The sequence below is a fragment of the Streptomyces composti genome (genome assembly GCF_012034205.1).
Taxonomy (GTDB): domain Bacteria; phylum Actinomycetota; class Actinomycetes; order Streptomycetales; family Streptomycetaceae; genus Streptomyces; species Streptomyces composti.
In genome coordinates this window covers 1-17,762 of the sequence record NZ_JAATEM010000022.1, presented here as the reverse complement: position 1 = coordinate 17,762, position 17,762 = coordinate 1, and the positions used below count along the sequence as shown (strand labels likewise).

General features: G+C 72.8%; 18 protein-coding genes. 9 read left to right on the top strand and 9 right to left on the bottom strand.

Annotated features, from left to right (window positions below):
• Nucleotides 1–77: 77 nt before the first annotated feature.
• Nucleotides 78–1,571, top strand: a complete 1,494-nt coding sequence (locus HCJ93_RS18740) for a DNA-binding protein NsdB (protein ID WP_167996878.1) — start codon at nucleotides 78–80, stop codon at nucleotides 1,569–1,571.
• A gap of 139 nt (nucleotides 1,572–1,710) precedes the next feature.
• Here HCJ93_RS18740 and HCJ93_RS18735 read toward each other — a convergent pair whose 3' ends face one another.
• The 3 genes from HCJ93_RS18735 to HCJ93_RS18725 form a co-directional block, all read right to left on the bottom strand.
• Entirely contained in the window at nucleotides 1,711–3,156 is a 1,446-nt protein-coding gene (locus tag HCJ93_RS18735) for a PP2C family protein-serine/threonine phosphatase (protein WP_167996877.1), read from the bottom strand.
• A gap of 347 nt (nucleotides 3,157–3,503) precedes the next feature.
• Nucleotides 3,504–4,598: a baeRF3 domain-containing protein gene (locus HCJ93_RS18730; RefSeq protein WP_167996876.1), complete on the bottom strand. Its 1,095-nt coding sequence runs from the start codon at nucleotides 4,596–4,598 to the stop codon at nucleotides 3,504–3,506.
• A gap of 93 nt (nucleotides 4,599–4,691) precedes the next feature.
• Nucleotides 4,692–6,275 (bottom strand): alpha/beta hydrolase, encoded by a 1,584-nt coding sequence (locus HCJ93_RS18725; RefSeq protein WP_167996875.1) that lies wholly within the window; start codon nucleotides 6,273–6,275, stop codon nucleotides 4,692–4,694.
• A gap of 290 nt (nucleotides 6,276–6,565) precedes the next feature.
• On the opposite strand from HCJ93_RS18725, the gene HCJ93_RS18720 reads away from it, so the two are divergent.
• The gene (locus HCJ93_RS18720; protein WP_167996874.1) at nucleotides 6,566–7,207 is read left to right on the top strand and encodes a chaplin; all 642 of its coding nucleotides are present in this window, start codon (nucleotides 6,566–6,568) and stop codon (nucleotides 7,205–7,207) included.
• 72 nt (nucleotides 7,208–7,279) lie between these two features.
• Here HCJ93_RS18720 and HCJ93_RS18715 read toward each other — a convergent pair whose 3' ends face one another.
• The 3 genes from HCJ93_RS18715 to HCJ93_RS18705 all read right to left on the bottom strand — a co-directional run bounded on the left by HCJ93_RS18715 (nucleotide 7,280) and on the right by HCJ93_RS18705 (nucleotide 8,841).
• Complete coding sequence (locus HCJ93_RS18715) at nucleotides 7,280–7,765, bottom strand: nucleoside deaminase (RefSeq protein ID WP_167996873.1); 486 nt, start codon at nucleotides 7,763–7,765, stop codon at nucleotides 7,280–7,282.
• 140 nt (nucleotides 7,766–7,905) lie between these two features.
• A complete protein-coding gene (locus HCJ93_RS18710; RefSeq protein WP_167996872.1) occupies nucleotides 7,906–8,169 on the bottom strand; it encodes a GlsB/YeaQ/YmgE family stress response membrane protein in 264 nt (87 codons plus the stop codon).
• A gap of 231 nt (nucleotides 8,170–8,400) precedes the next feature.
• Entirely contained in the window at nucleotides 8,401–8,841 is a 441-nt protein-coding gene (locus HCJ93_RS18705) for an SPW repeat protein (RefSeq protein ID WP_167996871.1), read from the bottom strand.
• 201 nt (nucleotides 8,842–9,042) lie between these two features.
• Here HCJ93_RS18705 and HCJ93_RS18700 point away from each other — a divergent pair, with 201 nt between their 5' ends.
• From HCJ93_RS18700 to HCJ93_RS18690, 3 genes are all read left to right on the top strand, one after another.
• Complete coding sequence (locus HCJ93_RS18700; protein WP_167996870.1) at nucleotides 9,043–9,219, top strand: DUF8839 family protein; 177 nt, start codon at nucleotides 9,043–9,045, stop codon at nucleotides 9,217–9,219.
• Between the two features lie 219 nt (nucleotides 9,220–9,438).
• On the top strand, nucleotides 9,439–10,329 hold the full coding sequence (locus tag HCJ93_RS18695) for a glycoside hydrolase family 19 protein (protein ID WP_167996869.1): 891 nt from the start codon (nucleotides 9,439–9,441) through the stop codon (nucleotides 10,327–10,329).
• 98 nt (nucleotides 10,330–10,427) lie between these two features.
• On the top strand, nucleotides 10,428–11,819 hold the full coding sequence (locus HCJ93_RS18690) for a phosphoinositide-specific phospholipase C-related protein (protein WP_167996868.1): 1,392 nt from the start codon (nucleotides 10,428–10,430) through the stop codon (nucleotides 11,817–11,819).
• Between the two features lie 406 nt (nucleotides 11,820–12,225).
• On the opposite strand, the gene HCJ93_RS18685 is transcribed toward HCJ93_RS18690, so the two are convergent.
• Nucleotides 12,226–12,951: a dienelactone hydrolase family protein gene (locus tag HCJ93_RS18685; RefSeq protein ID WP_167996867.1), complete on the bottom strand. Its 726-nt coding sequence runs from the start codon at nucleotides 12,949–12,951 to the stop codon at nucleotides 12,226–12,228.
• 151 nt (nucleotides 12,952–13,102) lie between these two features.
• Here HCJ93_RS18685 and HCJ93_RS18680 point away from each other — a divergent pair, with 151 nt between their 5' ends.
• Together HCJ93_RS18680 and HCJ93_RS18675 are read left to right on the top strand one after the other, a co-directional pair.
• Entirely contained in the window at nucleotides 13,103–13,495 is a 393-nt protein-coding gene (locus HCJ93_RS18680) for a VOC family protein (RefSeq protein WP_167996866.1), read from the top strand.
• A gap of 46 nt (nucleotides 13,496–13,541) precedes the next feature.
• Nucleotides 13,542–14,621, top strand: coding sequence for an adenosine deaminase (locus HCJ93_RS18675; RefSeq protein WP_167996865.1), 1,080 nt, complete (start codon nucleotides 13,542–13,544; stop codon nucleotides 14,619–14,621).
• Here the strand turns inward: HCJ93_RS18675 and HCJ93_RS18670 are convergent.
• Both HCJ93_RS18670 and HCJ93_RS18665 read right to left on the bottom strand, forming a co-directional pair.
• Nucleotides 14,603–15,118: a mycothiol transferase gene (locus tag HCJ93_RS18670; protein WP_167996864.1), complete on the bottom strand. Its 516-nt coding sequence runs from the start codon at nucleotides 15,116–15,118 to the stop codon at nucleotides 14,603–14,605. The genes HCJ93_RS18675 and HCJ93_RS18670 overlap by 19 nt on opposite strands.
• A gap of 27 nt (nucleotides 15,119–15,145) precedes the next feature.
• On the bottom strand, nucleotides 15,146–16,030 hold the full coding sequence (locus HCJ93_RS18665; protein WP_167996863.1) for a LysR family transcriptional regulator: 885 nt from the start codon (nucleotides 16,028–16,030) through the stop codon (nucleotides 15,146–15,148).
• A gap of 118 nt (nucleotides 16,031–16,148) precedes the next feature.
• Here HCJ93_RS18665 and mgrA point away from each other — a divergent pair, with 118 nt between their 5' ends.
• Both mgrA and HCJ93_RS18655 read left to right on the top strand, forming a co-directional pair.
• Nucleotides 16,149–17,141, top strand: coding sequence for an L-glyceraldehyde 3-phosphate reductase (gene mgrA, locus HCJ93_RS18660; protein WP_167996862.1), 993 nt, complete (start codon nucleotides 16,149–16,151; stop codon nucleotides 17,139–17,141).
• 209 nt (nucleotides 17,142–17,350) lie between these two features.
• Nucleotides 17,351–17,761, top strand: a complete 411-nt coding sequence (locus tag HCJ93_RS18655) for a hypothetical protein (protein WP_167996956.1) — start codon at nucleotides 17,351–17,353, stop codon at nucleotides 17,759–17,761.
• Nucleotide 17,762 lies beyond the last annotated feature (1 nt).

Genomic DNA, 17,762 nt, shown 5'->3' with positions numbered 1-17,762 from the left:
TGGCGAACCGTGGCGAATAGTCGCCCGGCAACTCTCACCGGGCTACTGTCAACTCAGCCGAGAACCTGGGGGCTTACGTGAGCGGACAACCCAACACCCGGCTCGCGGACCTGTTCGGCCTGGCCGGCTGGTCCAAGGGCGAACTCGCGAGGCTGGTCAACAAGCAGGCGGCGGCCATGGGCCACCCCCAGCTGGCGACCGACACCTCCCGGGTGCGGCGCTGGATCGACATGGGAGAGATCCCGCGCGATCCCGTACCGCGGGTGCTGGCGGCTCTGTTCACCGAGCGTCTCGGCCGTGTCGTGACCATCGAGGACCTCGGTCTGGTCCGGCGCGGGCGTGCAGGGAAACGGCAGAGCGGCCAGAACGCGGAACATCCCGACTCCCTCCCGTGGGCGCCCGAGCGGACCGCCGCGGTCCTCACCGAATTCACGGGAATGGACCTCATGCTCAACCGACGCGGCTTGGTGGGCGCGGGCGCCGCGCTCGCCGCGGGATCCGCACTCAGCAGCGCCATGCACGACTGGCTGCACACCGATCCGGCGCTGACCGCCGACGCTCCCCGCCTGAACAATCCCCTGCACGCCGACCCCGCTGGGTTCGACCGCTACGAGGCCGCCCCCATCGGGTCGCAGGAGATCGAGGAACTGGAGCGCTCCGTGGAGGTGTTCCGCGCCTGGGACGCCGCCCGGGGCGGCGGTCTCCAGCGCAAGGCGGTGGTCGGCCAGCTCAACGAGGTGGGCGGCATGCTCGCCTATCGCCATCCACCCCACCTGCAGCGGCGCCTGTGGGGCGTCGCCGCCAATCTCGCCGTCCTGGCCGGCTGGATGTCGCACGACGTCGGCCTGGAGCCCACGGCGCAGAAGTACTTCGTCATCGCCGCGCACGCCGCGCGGGAGGGCGGCGACCGGCCGCGCGCCGGTGAGGCGCTGTCCCGGGCGGCCCGCCAGATGGTGCATCTCGGCCGGCCCGACGATGCGCTGGACCTGATGAAGCTCGCCCAGTCCGGCTCCGGCCAGGAACTGCTGCCGCGCACCAAGGCGATGTTCCACACCATCGAGGCGTGGGCGCAGGCGTCCATGGGCAAGGGCCAGGCGATGCGCCGCACCCTGGGCCAGGCCGAGGATCTGTTCGTCTCCGACAAGGGCGATGTGCCGCCGCCGAGCTGGATGCAGCTGTTCAACGAGGCGGACCTGTACGGCATGCAGGCCCTGGCGTACCGCACGCTGGCGGAGTTCGAGCCGGGAGCGGCCGCCCACGCCCAGCACTACGCGGACAAGGCGCTGGCGCTGCGGGTGGAGGCCCAGCAGCGGTCGAAGATCTTCGACTTCCTGTCCATGGCTTCCGCCTGCTTCATCGCCGACGACCCGGAGCAGGCCGACCGCTTCGCCCGGCTGGCCCTGGTGTCGATGGGGCAGAACTCCTCCCACCGCACCTGGGACCGGCTGCGCCAGATGTACCGGCTCACCGCGCAGTTCGCCGACTACCCGAGGATCCAGGAGCTGCGCGAGGAGATCGAGCTGGCGCTGCCGAAGCCGAAGGGGCGGGGCGGCAAGACCGCACCGGCGTGACGGAACCGGCGCCGAGCCGGCGTCCGGGATGCCGGGCCGGAGGGTCATCCGTGTGCGGAGCCGGAGGTGATCCGTGCCGAACGCCGGGGGCCGTCCGTGCCGGACACCCCGCGCATGGCCGTGCCGTCGGTGATCCGCGCTAGTCGGTCACCCGTGCCACGAGCACGCAGGCGTCGTCCTCCCGGTGCTGCTCGCCGAACTCCCGGACCATCGCCCGGACGCAGTCCTGTGCGGTGGTGGCCCCGGTGATCCGCGGGGCTAGTGTGGCGAGCAGGCGGTGCGCGGCCTCCGCTCCCGCGTACCCCGGCACCAGACCGTCGGTGGGCAGGAGCAGCAGGTCGCCAGGCAGGAGGGTCTCCTCGGCCTGCCCGTACACCGCGCCGGAGGCGGCGCCGAGCGGCATGCCCTCCGGTGCCTCCAGCACCCGTCCCGTCCGGCCGCGGAACAGCAGCGGGGCGAGCCGGCCGGCCCGCGCCCACACCAGGGAGCGGGAGCCGGACCGGTAGCGCAGACACAGCGCGCTGCCCAGGGCGGGCTGCACGGTGGCGTCGAGCAGCCCGTTGAGGCAGGTCAGCAGCGGGCCCGGGGTCGTGCCCGCCATCGCCATGCCGCGCACCGCGCCGAGCAGCATCGCCCGGGCGGAGGCCACGGCGACGCCCTGCCCGGTCAGTCCGCCGACGCTCAGCAGTGTCGTTCCGTCGGTCAGGTCGAGGGCGTCGTACCAGTCCCCGCCTATGCGGGGACCGGTGGACGAGGGCAGGTGCAGGGCGGCGATGTCCAGCCCCGGCCGGTCTGCCCGGGGCCGTGCGCCGCGCGGGCCGGTGTGCGGGAGCCGCAGGGTGCCGTGCCGTGCCGGGAGCACGGCCTCCTGCAGCTCGACCGCGAGCCGGTGCTCGATCTGCTCGGCCGCCTGCCTCTGGTGGTGCAGCGAGTCACGGGTCTCGCTGACCGCCCTGCGGCAGCGGCGCAGTTCGCTGACATCGCGCAGCACCGCCCACATCGAGGCGGTGCTGCCGTCGGCGCCGAGCACCGGTTCGCCCATCATGTGCATGGTGCGTACGCCGCCGTCCGGGAGGACGACACGGAACTCGCCGTCGATGGGACGGCCGTCGACGAGGCAGCCGGTGACCATCGCCGTCAGCTTCGGCCGGTCCTCGTGGAGCACCAGTGAGGGCAGCTCGTCGAGGGTGAGCGGGGGAGCGGCGGGGTCGCGGCCGAGCAGGCCGTACAGCTCGGGGGACCAGTTGGCCTCGTCGGTGAGCAGATTCCACTCCGCGCTGCCGACCCGGCTGACCAGGGAGCCCTGCCGGGGCACCGGCGGTGCGGGCGAGGACGGCCCGGAGGCGTGCCGCGGGGCCTCCCGCAGCTGTGCCAAGTGCTCGTCGAGATCGTTGAGCTGATGCAGCGCCAGATCGTACAGCGCCCGCTGGAAGCGGTTGCGCGGGTCGGCGGCGTCGGCCGGGGTGCCGCGGCGCACCGCGTCCACCTCGCCCTTGAGCCGCCGGGTCTGGGAGATGAGTGCGTCGACCGAGCCGCGCCCTGGCGGCTGGGCGGCTGAGCGGTCCGCGGAGAGGTGGGACGGCATGACGCACTCCGATGCGGGTCGGAACGGCCTTCGAGGCGGAGGGACTGTTACGACTGTTGCACAGCCCACGACGGCTCGTAAGGGATTCGGCAACACACGATAGGGCGGTGCCGAGGGCATATGCCACCGTCTTCGCGGAGTTACTCCGGGGTATGTGCGGCGGGCCGGTCCCCGGCGTCAACTCGGATGGTAAGCAAGTGACTTGACGGGCCGATGGGGCACCTGCGGTGTTTCAGTCAGGCGTTCGAGAGGCGGGCGCCCGTTCGCAGGCGGCCGCGTGTGACGGTACGTCAGCGCGCCGCTTCCGGCGCGCGTCCGGGCGCCCTCACCGAAGCCTGCTCAGCACCTCAGTACCGCAGCACCGCCGCCATGCCCTGCGCGTCCCCGAGCGTGCCGTCCGGGACGAAGCGGACCTCGGCGCCGGTCTCCAGGCACTGCTCCACGATCTCGTCGACGATGTCGTGGCGCACGTCCAGTTCACCGTTGGCCGCGATCACCAGATGGTCCCCGGTGTCGCGCACGGTCACCTGGTAGTTCTCCTCGACCGCCAGCAGCCGCACCCGGCCCTCCCGGGCGCTCTGCCACAGCTCGTCCACCCCGGCCGCGTACTCCTTGCGCCCCTTGGCGGCCTCGAGCTCCTTGAGCACCTGCTCCGTGCTCTGCCGGGCCTCCTCCTCCCGCACCGGGCGGATCGCCTGCCACACCGCCTCGTGCGGGCCGTGGGCCAGCCCGCCGTGCTGGACGTGCACGGCGTCCTTGGTGACCGTGCCGATCTCGTTGAGCGCGGACAGGGCGGCCGGCTCGCCGGTGACGTACAGCCGCCGCGGGTCGCGGCGCAGTACGGCCTCCATCGCGGCGTCGGCCTCCTTCAAGAAGCGCCGGGTGCTCTCGTCCCGGAAGGCGCTCGGCTGGTCGCCGATCCGCTCCACCCGCTCGGGGTCGAAGTTCTCCGGGGGACGGGTCATCGGGAAGCCGCCGCTCTTCTCCTCGACGACCCGGTCCACCCCGCCGCTCCACAGGGTGACCCGGTCGGCGGAGACGGACAGCACCCAGAACGGCTGCTCCGCGGCGTGCGCGGAGACCAGGTTGCGCGTGAGGAAGGTGTCCGAGAGCACCACACGCTCGGGCACGGAACGCGCCAGCGTCCACACCTGGTGCTCCCCGGGGGCCGCGAAGATGGCCAGGCCGTCCTCGCAGTGCGTCAGATCCACCTCGGCCAGGGCCCGGTCCAGCTCTTTGGAGACCTCGATGCGCCGGTCCCGGGTGACCGCGGGATCGGCCTCCAGCCGCCGCTTGGCCTCGGTCACCGCATTGCGCAGCCGGACGACGTCCTCGGCGCTGAGCGGATCGCGCCGGTTCGTCGGCGTCAGCACGGAGACCGCGGGGTAGGGCCGCGGGCGGCGCAGTTCGGCAAGGGTCGCGGGGCTCAGATCGTGCTCCATGACAGCACCATAGAGCCGATTCCGCCGTAGGGCATTCGGGGCAATCCGGCCGACCGCGCATCCTCGGCCACCAGCGGGCGGCCGGCGGCCGCGCTACCTGCGCTCGTCCCCCTCCGAGCCGCAGGAGCTGCCGTCGCGGGGCAGGGAGCCGTAGAGCAGGAAGTCGTCGATCGTGCGGTGGACGCACTTGGAGGAGCCGTAGCCGGTGTGCCCCTCGCCCCGGTTGTCGAGCACCACCGCGGAGGAGCCGAGCCGCTTCGCCGTCTGCACCGTCCACGCGTACGGCGTCGCCGGGTCGCCCCGGGTGCCGACCAGCAGCAGCTTCGGCGTGTCCACGTCCTTGACCCGCTCACGGATGTAGTCGGTCCCCTTGGGCCGGCCGTGGCACAGCAGCACCTGGGCCAGCCGGTAGCGCCCGAAGACCGGCGAGGCCTCCTCGTAGGCCTCCCGCAGCCGGGCGAAGTCGCGGGCCACCCGGGCCACGGGCGGACGGTCCGGGTCGTCCGCGCAGTTCACCGCCATCAGCGCCGCCGGCAGGTTGTCCAGCGGGACCTCCTCCTCGTCGGTCAGCGGGGTGTGGCCGCGCAGCGGCACCGGGACCGGCAGCGTCACCCCGCCCGTCGCGAAGGCCTCCACACCGCGTGTGTCCCCGTCCTCCATCAGCTGGGCGAGCGCCCGTTGCAGCAGCGGCCACAGCTCCCTGCTGTACAGCCCCTGCCCCATGGCGCCGGCCAGGTCCTGGCCGCTGAACTCGAAGCCGAAGTCCGTGGGCACCGGGTCCTCGTCCAGCGAGCGGACCAGGCTCACGACCTGCTCGCGGGCGAGCCGGGGATCCTGCCCGAACGGGCAGGCGATGTCCTCGGTGCACCAGGTCAGGAAGTTCTCCAGTGCCTTCTGCTGGCCCCTGGCGCTGACCAGGCCCTGCTCGGTCAGCGGCTCGGTCAGGGTGTCCACCCCGTCCAGCGCCATCCGGCCCACCTTGTCGGGGAACCGGGCCGCGTACACCGCGCCGAGCCGGGTGCCGTAGGAGAAACCCAGGTAGTTGAGCTTGTCGTCGCCGAGCACCTCGCGCATCAGGTCCAGATCGCGGGCGACGTCCACGGTGCCCATGTGCCGCAGCACCGGTCCCGAGTGCTCGGTGCACTCGGCGGCCACCTCGCGCAACTGCCGCATCATGCCCGCCGGATCGGACATGTCCTCGCCGTCGGTGACCTCCAGCGCCCGACTGGTGGCCTCCTCGCCGCAGCTGACCGGCGCGGAGCGGCCGACGCCGCGGGGGTCGAAGGACACCACGTCGTACTCGTCGGTCAGACCCATGAACTCCTTGCCGCCGTGGGCGAGTCCCAGCACCCCGGAGCCGCCCGGGCCGCCGAAGTTCAGCACCACCGAACCCCTCGGGTCGCCGGTGCCCCGGTAGCGGGCCAGGGCCAGATCGAGGCTGCCCCTGTCCGGATCGGAGTAGTCGAGCGGCACGGTGATCTTGCCGCACTGCAGGTCCTTGGGCATGTCCATGCCCTCGCACGCCGACCACTTGATCTTCTGGCCGGTGAAGCGGCTGAGATCCGGCTCCTCGGCGCCGCCCGCGGCCGGCAGGCCCGCGCCCAGCAGCGCCAGCGTCGCCGTCGCGACGACGGCGCAGCGCCGCAGAGAGGGGCGCACGGACAGCTTGGCCTGCATCGATGCCTCCACGGGCGCCGCCCGGAGCCGACCGGGAGCCGGCGCCCTGGCCCACGATAAGCGGGCGCCGGCGGCCTCGCCTGCCGGCCGGACGGCCCACCGGCACACCCCCGTTCGGACGGGTGGGCGGCCGCCGTGAGTTCGACGGCTTTGCCGGAGTTTCGACCCCGGGGACGCCCGTTGGAGTGAACGGGGAGTGACTTACGGATAAGCCATAACTCGGATGGTGGGCCCGCGTTGCACCCGGTGCGGGCGAGTGCTCGCGACCGAGTCTGGAAGGCAGGACACCTATGAGACGGGTTACCCGTAACGGTGTGATCGCCGTCGCGGCCGCGTCGGGCGCGATGGGCCTGGCCGTGCCGGCGTACGCCGATGCCGGGGCCGACGGAGCCGCCGCCGGCTCCCCCGGAGTGCTCTCCGGGAACACCGTGCAGCTGCCGGTGCACGTCCCGGTCAACGTGTGCGGCAACACGGTGAACGTGGTGGGGCTCCTCAACCCCGCCGCGGGCAACGCCTGCGTCAACGAGGACGGCGACGGCAGGTCCGGCGGAGGGGCCTCCGGCGGTGCCTCCGCAGTGAGCACCGCACAGGACTCCCCGGGCGTGGCCTCCGGCAACGGCGTGCAGCTGCCCGTGCATCTGCCGGTCGAGGTCAGCGGCAACAGCGTGAACGTGGCCGGGGCCGGCAACGCCGCCGAGGGCAACGAGTCGGTCAACACCTCCGGCGAGAAGCCCGGGCGGCCGGCCGAGCAGGAGCCCGAGCGCTCCGTCCCGCCCCGCAGCGAGCCCGCCCCCGCCCCCGAGCAGCAGACCACCGGCGCCCTCGCCGAGACCGGCGCCGATCACACCCTGCCGGTCGCCGCCACCGGCGCCGCGCTGTTCCTCGGCGGCGTCGCCCTGCACCGCCGCTTCCGCCCGCGCCGGGACGCCTGAGCGCAGAACCGTTGGTGCCGCCTCGGGCCGGCCGGGGCCCTCGGCACCGGCCGGCCCGGCGGTCACCCGGGCTCAGCCCGCCGCGCGATGGAACCGGCGGTGCAGCTCCCGGACACGCTCCGTCAGCTCGGGCACCGGGCCCTCCACCGTGACGCCGGGTGCGACCTCCCGCACCTGCAGCGGCCGCACCGGCGGCGCCGGAACGCCCAGCTCGGCGAGCCAGCCGGTCAGCTGCGCGGAGGAGGCCACGTACACGATCCGTCCCAGACCGACCCAGGCGTGCGCCGCCGCGCACATCGGGCAGTGCTCACCGGAGGTGTAGACCGTGGCGGCGGCCCGCTCGCCGGGCGCCATGTGCTCCGCGGCCCAGCGCGCCAGGGCGAACTCGGGATGCCGGGTACGATCCCCGGAGGCCACCCGGTTGCGGTCCTCGGCGAGCACGTCACCGCTCCCGCCCACGAGCACGGATCCGAACGGCTCGTCCCCGGCCTCGAGGGCCTCGGCCGCCAGCTCCACACAGCGACGCAGATGCGTCAGTTCGGCATCCTTCACGACCATGGACGACCTCCCATGACGACGACGTGACCGGCATCCCCGTCACCCTGGGCATGCCCGAGGCGCGAACGGGTCCGGGGCGCACCCCGCGCGGGGTGCGCCCCGGACCCGTTCCGCTGTCCGTGGCCGAAGCCGCCGTGTTCTCAGCGGCGGGCCTTCGCCCGGTCCAGCGCGATCACACCGACCGCGGCCAGGCCGATCTGGATGAGCCATTCGATCCAGTCGACACCCTTGGTGTCGGCCACGCCCAGGGCCGCCGCGATCGCCGAACCGATCAGCGCGGCCACGATGCCGACGAGGATCGTCCACAGAATCCCGATGCGCTGACGCCCCGGAACCACCAGACGGCCCAGCACGCCGATGACAATGCCGATGACGATGGCACTGATGATGCCGTCGATCTCCATATCGCCCCTCTTCTCCTGACCCGGCAGTAGAGCCGCTCTGAAGCTTCTGCCCAGGGATCCCGGCGGCACGCACCGCTGGGTGGCACGGCGTGAGGTGCGTGCGCGGCGCGACCGGCGTGACGCCGGCGCCCCGGTCGGTCACCGCCGGACACGTCAGGGCCGGTCCGCGGCGGGCGCGGACCGGCCTCCGGCTCCCTTCATGCGTGGAGGAGGGGAGGAAGCGGCCGGGGGTCACGACCGGGTCGTGGCCCTCGCCGCTGTGGCGACACACATCAGCCCCAGCACCAGGGTCAGGGCGCCCACGACGATGTTGTTCCAGACGACCCCGGCGTCCGGGCTCTCGCCGACGATCCAGGGCGAGATGATCATCCACACGCCGAGGGCGCACATGGCTCCGCTCAGGCCGTACATGCGCGCGGGGGCCGCGGTGAATCCGAGGCCGAGGAGGCCGATCGCGATACCCACGATCAGGTTGTGGGTCACCAGCGCCGGCTGGCTCGCCGTGTAGTGCACGATCCACGGAGACACCGCACAGTACAGGCCGAGCAGGAATACGGGTCCGTCGACGAGGACCACATCACGTCCGCCGAGCATGCGCTCGTAGCGGGCCCGCATCTCCGATGCATCGGGGTGGGTCGTGATGTCGCCACTGGGGTGCGAGACGTTGGCCATGTTCGTCTCCTTCGACTAGCAGACCTGACCGCACTGATGCGGTATGCGGTTGGTGCCGCTTACGTATATTTTGCGCTTATCTCGGCTTTATGTGTAGAGGTCAGAGGGGCGTGACTCCGGGCCGGACATGTCCGGGTCGTGCGGGGGCAGACGGACTGTGGCGAGGTGAGCACGCGCAGATCACAGGAGGTGTCCGCCCCCATGACCACGGCATCGGGAGCGAAGGTGCTGGAGCGGTTTCCCGCGGGGTCCCCGCGCGGATCGTGGCCGGCCGGGGAGTACGCGGCCCGGTGTCGTGCGCAGGGTGAGCCGGCCACGGTGGTCATGGATCTGGAGTCGGACGCGTTCCTGGTCGTGGTGCCCGCGGAGGGCGGCTGAGGCGGCCGGCGCCGGCGAAGGCGGAGCGGTGGAAGCGGACTCCCGCAATCTATTGGTCTAAACCCTTGACTGGTACAGACCAAAGCGGTTGAGTGTGCCCGACACCCCCCACCACGGCCGCCCCCACGCCGTGACCGGCTCCCCGGTGCACGCGGTCGAGGGTCGCCCCTTGCTGCCCTGTGCGCGGGAGCGGCCGTGTCCCGCAAAGGAGTTGATCCCTTGTCGAGACGCCGCTTCGCCGCCGTGACCGCCGCACTCGTGCTGGCCGGTACCGCACCCGTCCTGCTCCCCGCCGCCCCCGCCGCGGCCGCCGCCTGCTCCAGCTACCCGGACTGGCAGGCCGGGAAGTGGTACAACGCCGGTGACATCGTCCGCTACACGGACGGCAGGGCCTACGTGGCCGAGCACGGCAACCCGGGCTACGACCCGACCATCAGCACCTGGTACTGGGAGCCCTACGCCTGTGACAACGGGCCGGAAACCCCCGTCGGGTCCTTCGTGGTGACGGAGGCCCAGTTCAACCAGATGTTCCCGAACCGGAACCCCTTCTACACCTACAGCGGGCTCACCGCCGCCCTCAGCGCCTACCCCGGCTTCGCCAACACCGGCAGCGACACGGTGAAGAAGCAGGAGGCCGCCGCCTTCCTCGCCAACGTCAGCCACGAGACCGGCGGTCTGGTGCACGTGGTGGAGCAGAACACCGCCAACTACCCGCACTACTGCGACTGGAGCCGCCCCTACGGCTGCCCGGCAGGACAGGACGCCTACTACGGACGCGGGCCGATCCAGCTGAGCTGGAACTTCAACTACAAGGCGGCGGGCGACGCGCTCGGCATCGACCTGCTCAACAACCCCTGGCTGGTGCAGAACGACGCGGCCGTGGCCTGGAAGACGGCCCTGTGGTACTGGAACACCCAGACAGGACCGGGCACCATGACCCCGCATGCCGCCATGGTCAACCAGGCCGGTTTCGGCCAGACCATCCGCAGCATCAACGGCTCCCTGGAGTGCGACGGCAAGAACCCGGCCCAGGTGCAGAGCCGGGTCGACACCTACCAGCGGTTCACCCAGATCCTCGGCGTCTCGCCCGGCGGCAACCTGTACTGCTGACGAACCCCTGACGCCGCACCGTGGGGCGTGGTGTCATGCACCTGACCACATGGGGTGGACTCTCGTGCGGCCACCCCTCGGACGAAGGGGCACTCCACATGCGCACCCGCCACGCCCTGCTCGCCGCCGCCGCCACGACCGCCGCGCTCGCCGCGGCGGTCGTGGCGCCCGGGCCCGCCGCCGGCGCCGCGCCGGTCCCGCCACCCGGCACGTACTACGTCCAGAGCACCGTCACCGGCTTCAACGCGGCCGACCGCTCCGGAGCCGTCGAGCAGCACCGCCCGCGCGGCGACGAGGACCGCCAGCAGTGGCACCTGCGCGCCGACGGGGGCACCTACCTGCTGGAGAACACCGACAGCCCCGGCAGCTGCCTCGGCCGCGCCGGCGACCAGGCCCGCACCGTCGGCTGCGGCAGCCAGGACGCCCCCTGGCAGATCGCCCCGGCCGGCGACGACCGCTTCACCCTGACCGTGCCCGGCACCGACCGCCGCCTCGCCCTGAGCCCCGAACCGGCCGGCGGCACCCACCCCGCGCAACTCGTCGTCGGCAACGGCGCGGACGACCTCGCCTCCTGGTACCTCACCCCGGTCGACCCGGTCACCGGCCCCATGCCTCCCCCGGACCGCCGCACCCTCGACCAGGTCACCTTCCTCACCGCGCACAACGCCTACGCCAACGGCGTCGACGGCGGTTTCGCGCCGCCCTTCGCCGACCTCTTCCCCAATCAGCGGCACGGCATCGAACGCCAGCTCGCCGACGGCGTACGGGGGTTCATGCTGGACATCCACCAGACGCCGGACGGCGCCATCCTCTGCCACAACAGCTGCACGCTGGTCCGCAGACCCGTCGCCCTCTGGGTGGACCTGCAACGGATGGTCGACTTCCTCAAGGCCCACCCCGACCAGTTCGTCACCGTGTTCCTGGAGGACTACGTCGAACCCGCGGTCCTGCGCGCCGAACTCGCCCGTGTCGACGGCCTGTCGGACGTCCTCTACCGGCCCGACCGCACCGGCGTGCGCGAGCACGGCTGGCCGTCCCTGGCCGAACTCACCGCCGCGGGGCACCGTCTGCTGATCTTCACCGACCACAGCCGCGCCGCTGACGAGGCCGCAGGCCTCACCCGGGACAGCTTCGGCGTGATGTACCAGCGGGAGTGGACGGTCGAGAACTTCTGGTCCATGGGTCCGGGCGTCGGCACCTCCGACTGGTCCTGCTACAGCCGCTGGTACGACGCCGGCACCGCCATCCCGCTGACCCGCACCGAGCCCGGCTTCCGGCCGCTGTTCGTGATGAACCACTTCCGTGACGTCCCGGTGACCGCCACGGCGGCCACGGACAACTCCAAGCTCACCGACCGCGCCCGCCGCTTCTGCCAGCCGGCCGCCCGCAAGAAGCCCAACTACCTCGCCGTGGACCACTACGACCTCGGCGACCCCGCCTCCGCGGTGACCACCCTCAACACCTACACGTACCCCCCGGTCATGGGCTGATCCGGAAGCGCGGCCCCCGGCACCCCCTCGTACCCCGCCGGGGGCCGCCACGCCGACCGCGCCGACGCAGCTGCGGGCGGTCATGGCGCTCGGGGCGGGCTGCCACGCCGTTCCTCCTTCGGCCGGTCGTGCCGACCTGGCTGCGGCGGTCGCGCCGACCTCGCTTCGGTCGTCGTGCCGACGCGGCTTCGGGCGGTCGCGCCGCTCGGGGCGGCACGGGCGGGCGCAGCGGCACCCTGCAGGCGCGGGCCGCCGTCACCGCCCCCGGCCCGCCCCCGCGTGGGCAGCGGGGCGGTGTGGCCGCCGCCCGTGCCTCAGCCGAGCAGACGCCTCGGTCGGCAGCGGCCCGAGCCGCTCCACGAGTCCACGAGGGCGCCGCCCGACCGCATACCGAGGCCCGCCCGGGTCACTCCGTCAGAGGAACACACTCCGCCAGCAGGCCGACCACGTCCCGCCAGGCCCGCTGTGCATGCCGGGGATGATGGCCGACCCCCGGCAGCGCAGCGTGCTCCACCGGCGGGTGGTGAAAGGCGTGCAGTGCCCCGCCGTAGACCACCAGACGCCAGTCGACCCCGGCGTCCTGCATCTCGGCCGTGAACGCCTCGCGCTGCGCCGCCGGCATGATCGGGTCCTCCGACCCGACCCCGGCCCACACCGGGCAGCGTATGCGCGCCGCCTCCCCGGGCCGCCCCGTGATCAGCCCGTTGACCGTCGCGATCGCGCGCAGGCCGACGCCGGCGCGCCCCAGTTCCAGCGCAATGGCACCCCCTGTGCCGTACCCGACGGCGGCGATCCGGTCCGGATCGGTGCGCGGCTCCGCGCGGAGCACATCGAGCGCCGCATGGCCGATGTCCCGCATCCGCTCGGGGTCGGCGAGCAGCGGCATGCAGCGGGCCAGCATCTCCTCCGGGTCGGCCAGATAGCGACCGCCGTGGAGGTCGAAGGCCAGGGCCACGTATCCCAGCTCGGCGAGCGCTTCGGCCCGGCGGCGCTCGACGTCGCTGAGCCCCACCCCCTCGGGCCCCACCAGGACCCCGGGCCGCCGGCCGGTACCGGAGGGGAGGGCGAGGTGGCCGGTCATGGTCAGGCCGTCCGCCGCGTATGCGACCGAGCGCGTCTCGACTGTCGTCATGAGCCGGACTGTAGTGACCGCCGAGCCGGGTACGGCCGGTGTTCTGCTGCAGGCAGAGCGCGGGTTGTGGGACTCCCCGCGGCCGGGACTGGCGTCCGGTCGGGTTTTACGTATAACCTCTCCGGTCAACCCCACCTCCAGGAAGGTCACGATGAGGCACGTCGCGCTGGTCACCCTGGTCGTCGACGACTACGACGAGGCGATCCGCTTCTACACCGGCGCGCTCGGGTTCCGCCTGGTCGAGGACACGCCGCGGGGTGACGGCTCCCGGTGGGTCGTGGTCGCGCCCGGCGGCGAGGGTGCCGGGACGGGGTTGCTGCTGGCCCGCGCGCAGGGGGAACGGCAGCGTGCCCGCATCGGTGACCAGACCGGCGGCCGGGTGGGCTTCTTCCTGCACACCGACGACTTCGCCCGCGACCACGCCCGGATGACCGAGGCCGGCGTGGTCTTCCTGGAGGAGGCGCGGCACGAGCCCTACGGCACCGTCGCCGTCTTCCAGGACCTCTACGGCAACCACTGGGACCTGCTCCAGCCCGCCGCCTGATCTCGGCCCGCAGTACCCGAACCCCCTGCCCAGGAAAGCACCGCTGATGACTTCTACGCGCATAGACACCGAGACCCTCCGCCGCCTCCCCAAGGCCGTGCTGCACGACCACCTCGACGGCGGACTGCGGCCCGCCACCCTGGTGGAGCTGGCCGAGTCCGTCGGCCACACCCTGCCCACCACCGACCCGGAGGAGCTGGCCGCCTGGTACGCCGAGGCCGCCGGCTCCGGTGACCTGGTGCGCTACATCGCCACCTTCGAGCACACCCTGGCCGTGATGCAGCACCGCGAGGGCCTGCTGCGCACCGCCGAGGAGTACGTCCTCGACCTCGCCGCGGACGGCGTGGTCTACGGCGAGGTCCGCTACGCGCCCGAGCTGATGACCAGGGGCGGGCTGACCCTCCCCGAGGTGGTCGAGACCGTGCAGGAGGGCCTCGCCGCCGGCATGGCCAAGGCGGCGGCCGCCGGCACCCCGGTGCGGGTCGGCACGCTGCTGTGCGGGATGCGCATGTTCGACCGGACGCGGGAGACCGCCGACCTGGCCGTCGCCTTCCGTGACGCCGGTGTCGTCGGCTTCGACATCGCCGGAGCCGAGGACGGCTTCCCGCCGGCGGACCACCTGGACGCCTTCGAGCGTCTGCGGCGCGAGAACGTGCCCTTCACCATTCACGCCGGCGAGGCCCACGGCCTGCCCAGCATCCATCAGGCCGTCCAGGTGTGCGGCGCCCAGCGCATCGGCCACGGTGTGCGCATCACCGACGACATCCCGGACCTCGCCGCCGGCAAGCTCGGCCGGCTCGCCGCCTGGATCAGGGACCGGCGCATCGCGCTGGAGATGTGCCCCACCTCCAACCTCCAGACCGGTGCCGCGACCTCGATCGCCGAGCACCCGATCACCGCGCTGAAGAACCTCGGTTTCCGGGTCACCCTCAACACCGACAACCGGCTCGTCTCCGGCACCACCATGACCCGTGAGATGGCGCTGCTGGTCGAGCAGGCGGGCTGGACGGTCCAGGACCTGCGGACCGTCACCGTCAACGCGGTCAAGAGTGCCTTCCTGCCGTTCGACGAGCGCAACGCGCTGATCCGGGACGTGGTGCTGCCCGGCTACGCCGACGTGCTCTGAAGCAGCCCGCGGACATAGGCGGCCTGTCCGGCGTGCTGCAGATCGTCGGACAGGACGCTGACCAGCCGCACGCCCAGGCTGACCGGCGGGTCCCAGCGCTCGTCGACGATCCGCTCCAGGTCCCCGGCGGTCAGTGAGCGCAGCGCGCCCAGCGTCTGCTGGTGCACCGCGTCGTAGTAGCCGGTCAGCAGGTCACCGGAGCCGACCCGCACCCGGGCCACCTGCTCGGGGCTGTGGCCGAACCCGGTGTCGCGGCGCCGCAGGCCGAGCCCGAACCGCTGCTCCCAGCCGCCGGCGAGCCACACCTGCTCCAGGCCGAAGGCGTCGGCGATGTGGTCGTCCTGGACGCGGGTGAGATGCCAGACGAGCCAGGCGATCGAGTTGGCCTCGGGGCCGGGCCGGGCGTGCAGCTCGTCCGTGCCGAGGCCCTCGACGGCGGCGTGGACCTCTTCCCGGATGCGGCCGTAGCCGTCGATGAGAATGTCCTTGGCATGCATGCATCCACCCTGGCGCATCCGGGCGTGCTACGCCCCTTCGTGCTCCAGAAGGGTCATCAGGGCGCGGGCCGCCGGGCTGGTGGCCTGCGGGGCGGGCAGCAGGGCGACCGTCTCGTACACCGCCTCGCCGGTGTCCTTCAGCGGCAGCGCGGTGAGCGACTCGCGCTTGTACCGGAAGTGCCGCGGCACCACGGCGATGCCCAGGTTCTCGTCCACCAGGTCCAGCAGGCTGTGCACGTCGTTCAGCTCCAGCGCCACCGTGCGCCGCACGCCCGCCGCGGCGAACGCCGCGTCGGTGGACCGGCGGGGTCCCCAGTCCGGGTGGAAGTCGACGAACACCTCCCCGCCCAGATCGGCCGGTGTCACGGGCATCCCGGCCCGTGCCAGCCGGTGCCCGGGATGGCACAGCACCGTCATCGGCTCCGCCGTCAGCGGCACCGGCCGCAGCTGGTCGGAGTCGGTCCCGGTGCGGTAGGCGAACGCCAGGTCCAGGCGCCCCGCCGCGACCTCCTCCGCCAGCGCGCCCGACCCCCACTGCCGCAGCCGGATCTCCACGTCCGGGTGCCGCCGCCGGAACGCGGCGAGCAGCCGGGCCACGTCCACCCCGGCGATGCACTGCTCGGTGCCGATCGACAGCGTGCCGCGCAGCACGCCCTGCACCGCCGCCACCGCCTCGTGCGCGGCGCGCACCCCGGCCAGGATCCGCTCCGCCTCGCTCAGCAGCGCCCGCCCGGCCTCGGTGAGCGTCACCCGGCGGGTGGTGCGCACGAACAGCGGCGTGCCCAGCTCCCGCTCCAGCGCGCGGATCGAGGCGGACAGGCCCGACTGGGAGACCATCAGCCGCTCCGCCGCCCGGGTGAAGTGCTGGTCCTCGGCGACGGCCACGAAGTGCTGGAGGTGACGCAGTTCCATGATTGAGCAGCCTAGCCGCTGAATCTCATCCGATTCTTCTGTTGGACTGCTGCCCGCAGGTCACGGGAGAGTGGGGGCGACGGATCACCCTTGCGTCGAGACCCCTCTAGGAGTCGCGTTGTACACCCCGCATCCCGGCCGTTACGCGGACATGCCCTACCGGCACACCGGACGCAGCGGCCTGAAGCTCCCCGCGCTCTCGCTCGGCCTGTGGCACAACTTCGGTCCCGACCGCCCCGCCGAGACCCAGCGCGCGATCCTGCGCCGCGCCTTCGACCTCGGCGTCACCCACTTCGACCTGGCCAACAACTACGGCCCGCCGCCCGGCGCCGCCGAGCTGGCGTTCGGCGAGGCCCTGCGCACCGACCTCGCCCCGTACCGCGACGAGCTGGTCATCTCCACCAAGGCCGGCTATCTGATGTGGCCTGGACCCTACGGTGAGTGGGGCTCGCGCAAGTACCTGCTCTCCTCGCTGGACCAGAGCCTGAAGCGGATGGGCCTGGACTACGTCGACATCTTCTACTCGCACCGCTTCGACCCCGACACGCCGCTCGAGGAGACCATGGGCGCGCTGCACTCGGCGGTCCAGCAGGGCAAGGCCCTCTACGTCGGCGTCTCCAACTACTCGGCCGAGCAGACCCGCGAGGCTGCCCGCATCCTGGCGGACCTGGGCACCCCGCTGCTGATCCACCAGCCGCGCTACTCGATGCTCGACCGCCGCCCCGAGGACGAGGGCCTGCTCGACGCCCTCGACGAGCTCCACGTCGGCTCCATCGCCTACTCCCCGCTGGAGCAGGGCCTGCTCACCGCCCGCTACCTCGACGGGATCCCCGAGGACTCCCGGGCGGCGAGCGACAGTCCCTTCCTCGGCACCGACGCCCTCACCGAGGACCTGGTCGCCCGGCTGCGCACCCTGAACGAGATCGCCGCGGCCCGCGGCCAGAGCCTTGCGCAGATGGCGCTGGCCTGGGTGCTCAGGGACGGCCGCGTCACCTCCGCCCTGGTCGGGGCGAGCAGCCCGCAGCAGCTGGAGGACAGCGTCGCCGCCACCCGGAAGCTGGACTTCGACGCGGAGGAGCTGGCCCGCATCGACGCCGCCGTCAAGCAGTAGCCGTCCCGCGGTCGCCCGTCTCCCCGGCAGGGGCGGGACCCGTCGGCTCCGGGTGCCGGTGGCCGTCGCGGCACCCGGAGCGGAGGGGCTGAGAACCGGTCGGCCGGGGGGCGTGCATATGCCAGGGAGACTGGCCGGAAACGCGTGGTGACAGTGCTTCAGCCGTGAACATACTCGGTGTGCGGGACCGTTTCTGCGGGGGAGGCCACGTGCACGACGAGTTCCTGTGCCATGTCACGGCGTACGGCGTCTGCGACGGCCGGCGCATCGGCGTACCGCTCGGCACCTACCGTGCGCCCACCCTCGCGCTCGCCCTCTGGTGGCTGCGGGACCGCGCCTGCTGGATCGCCGAGCGCCTGGACCCGCGGCCGGAGGCCGAGCACTTACCCCCGGGCGCGCTCGTCCCCGTCCCGGACGACGTGCCCGACGTCCCCGCCGTGCTGCGCACCTGGTGCGCCGACCCGGCCCGGCAGGAGGAGGTCGCCGAGGCGCTGGCCGCCGGACGGCTGGTGCGCGTCGCCACCGGCGACGACACCACCGAGTACGAACTGCTCGCCGAGTCCGTGGACGCCCTGCGCATGCAGCGCGCCGCACCCGGCCTGGGCGTCCCCGTCGCCTAGC

What these genes read in the sequence shown, in the direction of transcription:
- HCJ93_RS18730 (WP_167996876.1), bottom strand. Translation starts at nt 4,598, where the DNA reads ATGGAGCACGATCTGAGCCCCGCGACCCTTGCCGAACTGCGCCGCCCG.
- HCJ93_RS18725 (WP_167996875.1), bottom strand. Translation starts at nt 6,275, where the DNA reads ATGCAGGCCAAGCTGTCCGTGCGCCCCTCTCTGCGGCGCTGCGCCGTC.
- HCJ93_RS18690 (WP_167996868.1), top strand. Translation starts at nt 10,428, where the DNA reads ATGCGCACCCGCCACGCCCTGCTCGCCGCCGCCGCCACGACCGCCGCG.
- HCJ93_RS18675 (WP_167996865.1), top strand. Translation starts at nt 13,542, where the DNA reads ATGACTTCTACGCGCATAGACACCGAGACCCTCCGCCGCCTCCCCAAG.
- HCJ93_RS18670 (WP_167996864.1), bottom strand. Translation starts at nt 15,118, where the DNA reads ATGCATGCCAAGGACATTCTCATCGACGGCTACGGCCGCATCCGGGAA.
- HCJ93_RS18685 (WP_167996867.1), bottom strand. Translation starts at nt 12,951, where the DNA reads ATGACGACAGTCGAGACGCGCTCGGTCGCATACGCGGCGGACGGCCTG.
- HCJ93_RS18720 (WP_167996874.1), top strand. Translation starts at nt 6,566, where the DNA reads ATGAGACGGGTTACCCGTAACGGTGTGATCGCCGTCGCGGCCGCGTCG.
- HCJ93_RS18665 (WP_167996863.1), bottom strand. Translation starts at nt 16,030, where the DNA reads ATGGAACTGCGTCACCTCCAGCACTTCGTGGCCGTCGCCGAGGACCAG.
- HCJ93_RS18680 (WP_167996866.1), top strand. Translation starts at nt 13,103, where the DNA reads ATGAGGCACGTCGCGCTGGTCACCCTGGTCGTCGACGACTACGACGAG.
- HCJ93_RS18710 (WP_167996872.1), bottom strand. Translation starts at nt 8,169, where the DNA reads ATGGAGATCGACGGCATCATCAGTGCCATCGTCATCGGCATTGTCATC.
- HCJ93_RS18715 (WP_167996873.1), bottom strand. Translation starts at nt 7,765, where the DNA reads ATGGTCGTGAAGGATGCCGAACTGACGCATCTGCGTCGCTGTGTGGAG.
- HCJ93_RS18705 (WP_167996871.1), bottom strand. Translation starts at nt 8,841, where the DNA reads ATGGCCAACGTCTCGCACCCCAGTGGCGACATCACGACCCACCCCGAT.
- HCJ93_RS18700 (WP_167996870.1), top strand. Translation starts at nt 9,043, where the DNA reads ATGACCACGGCATCGGGAGCGAAGGTGCTGGAGCGGTTTCCCGCGGGG.
- HCJ93_RS18735 (WP_167996877.1), bottom strand. Translation starts at nt 3,156, where the DNA reads ATGCCGTCCCACCTCTCCGCGGACCGCTCAGCCGCCCAGCCGCCAGGG.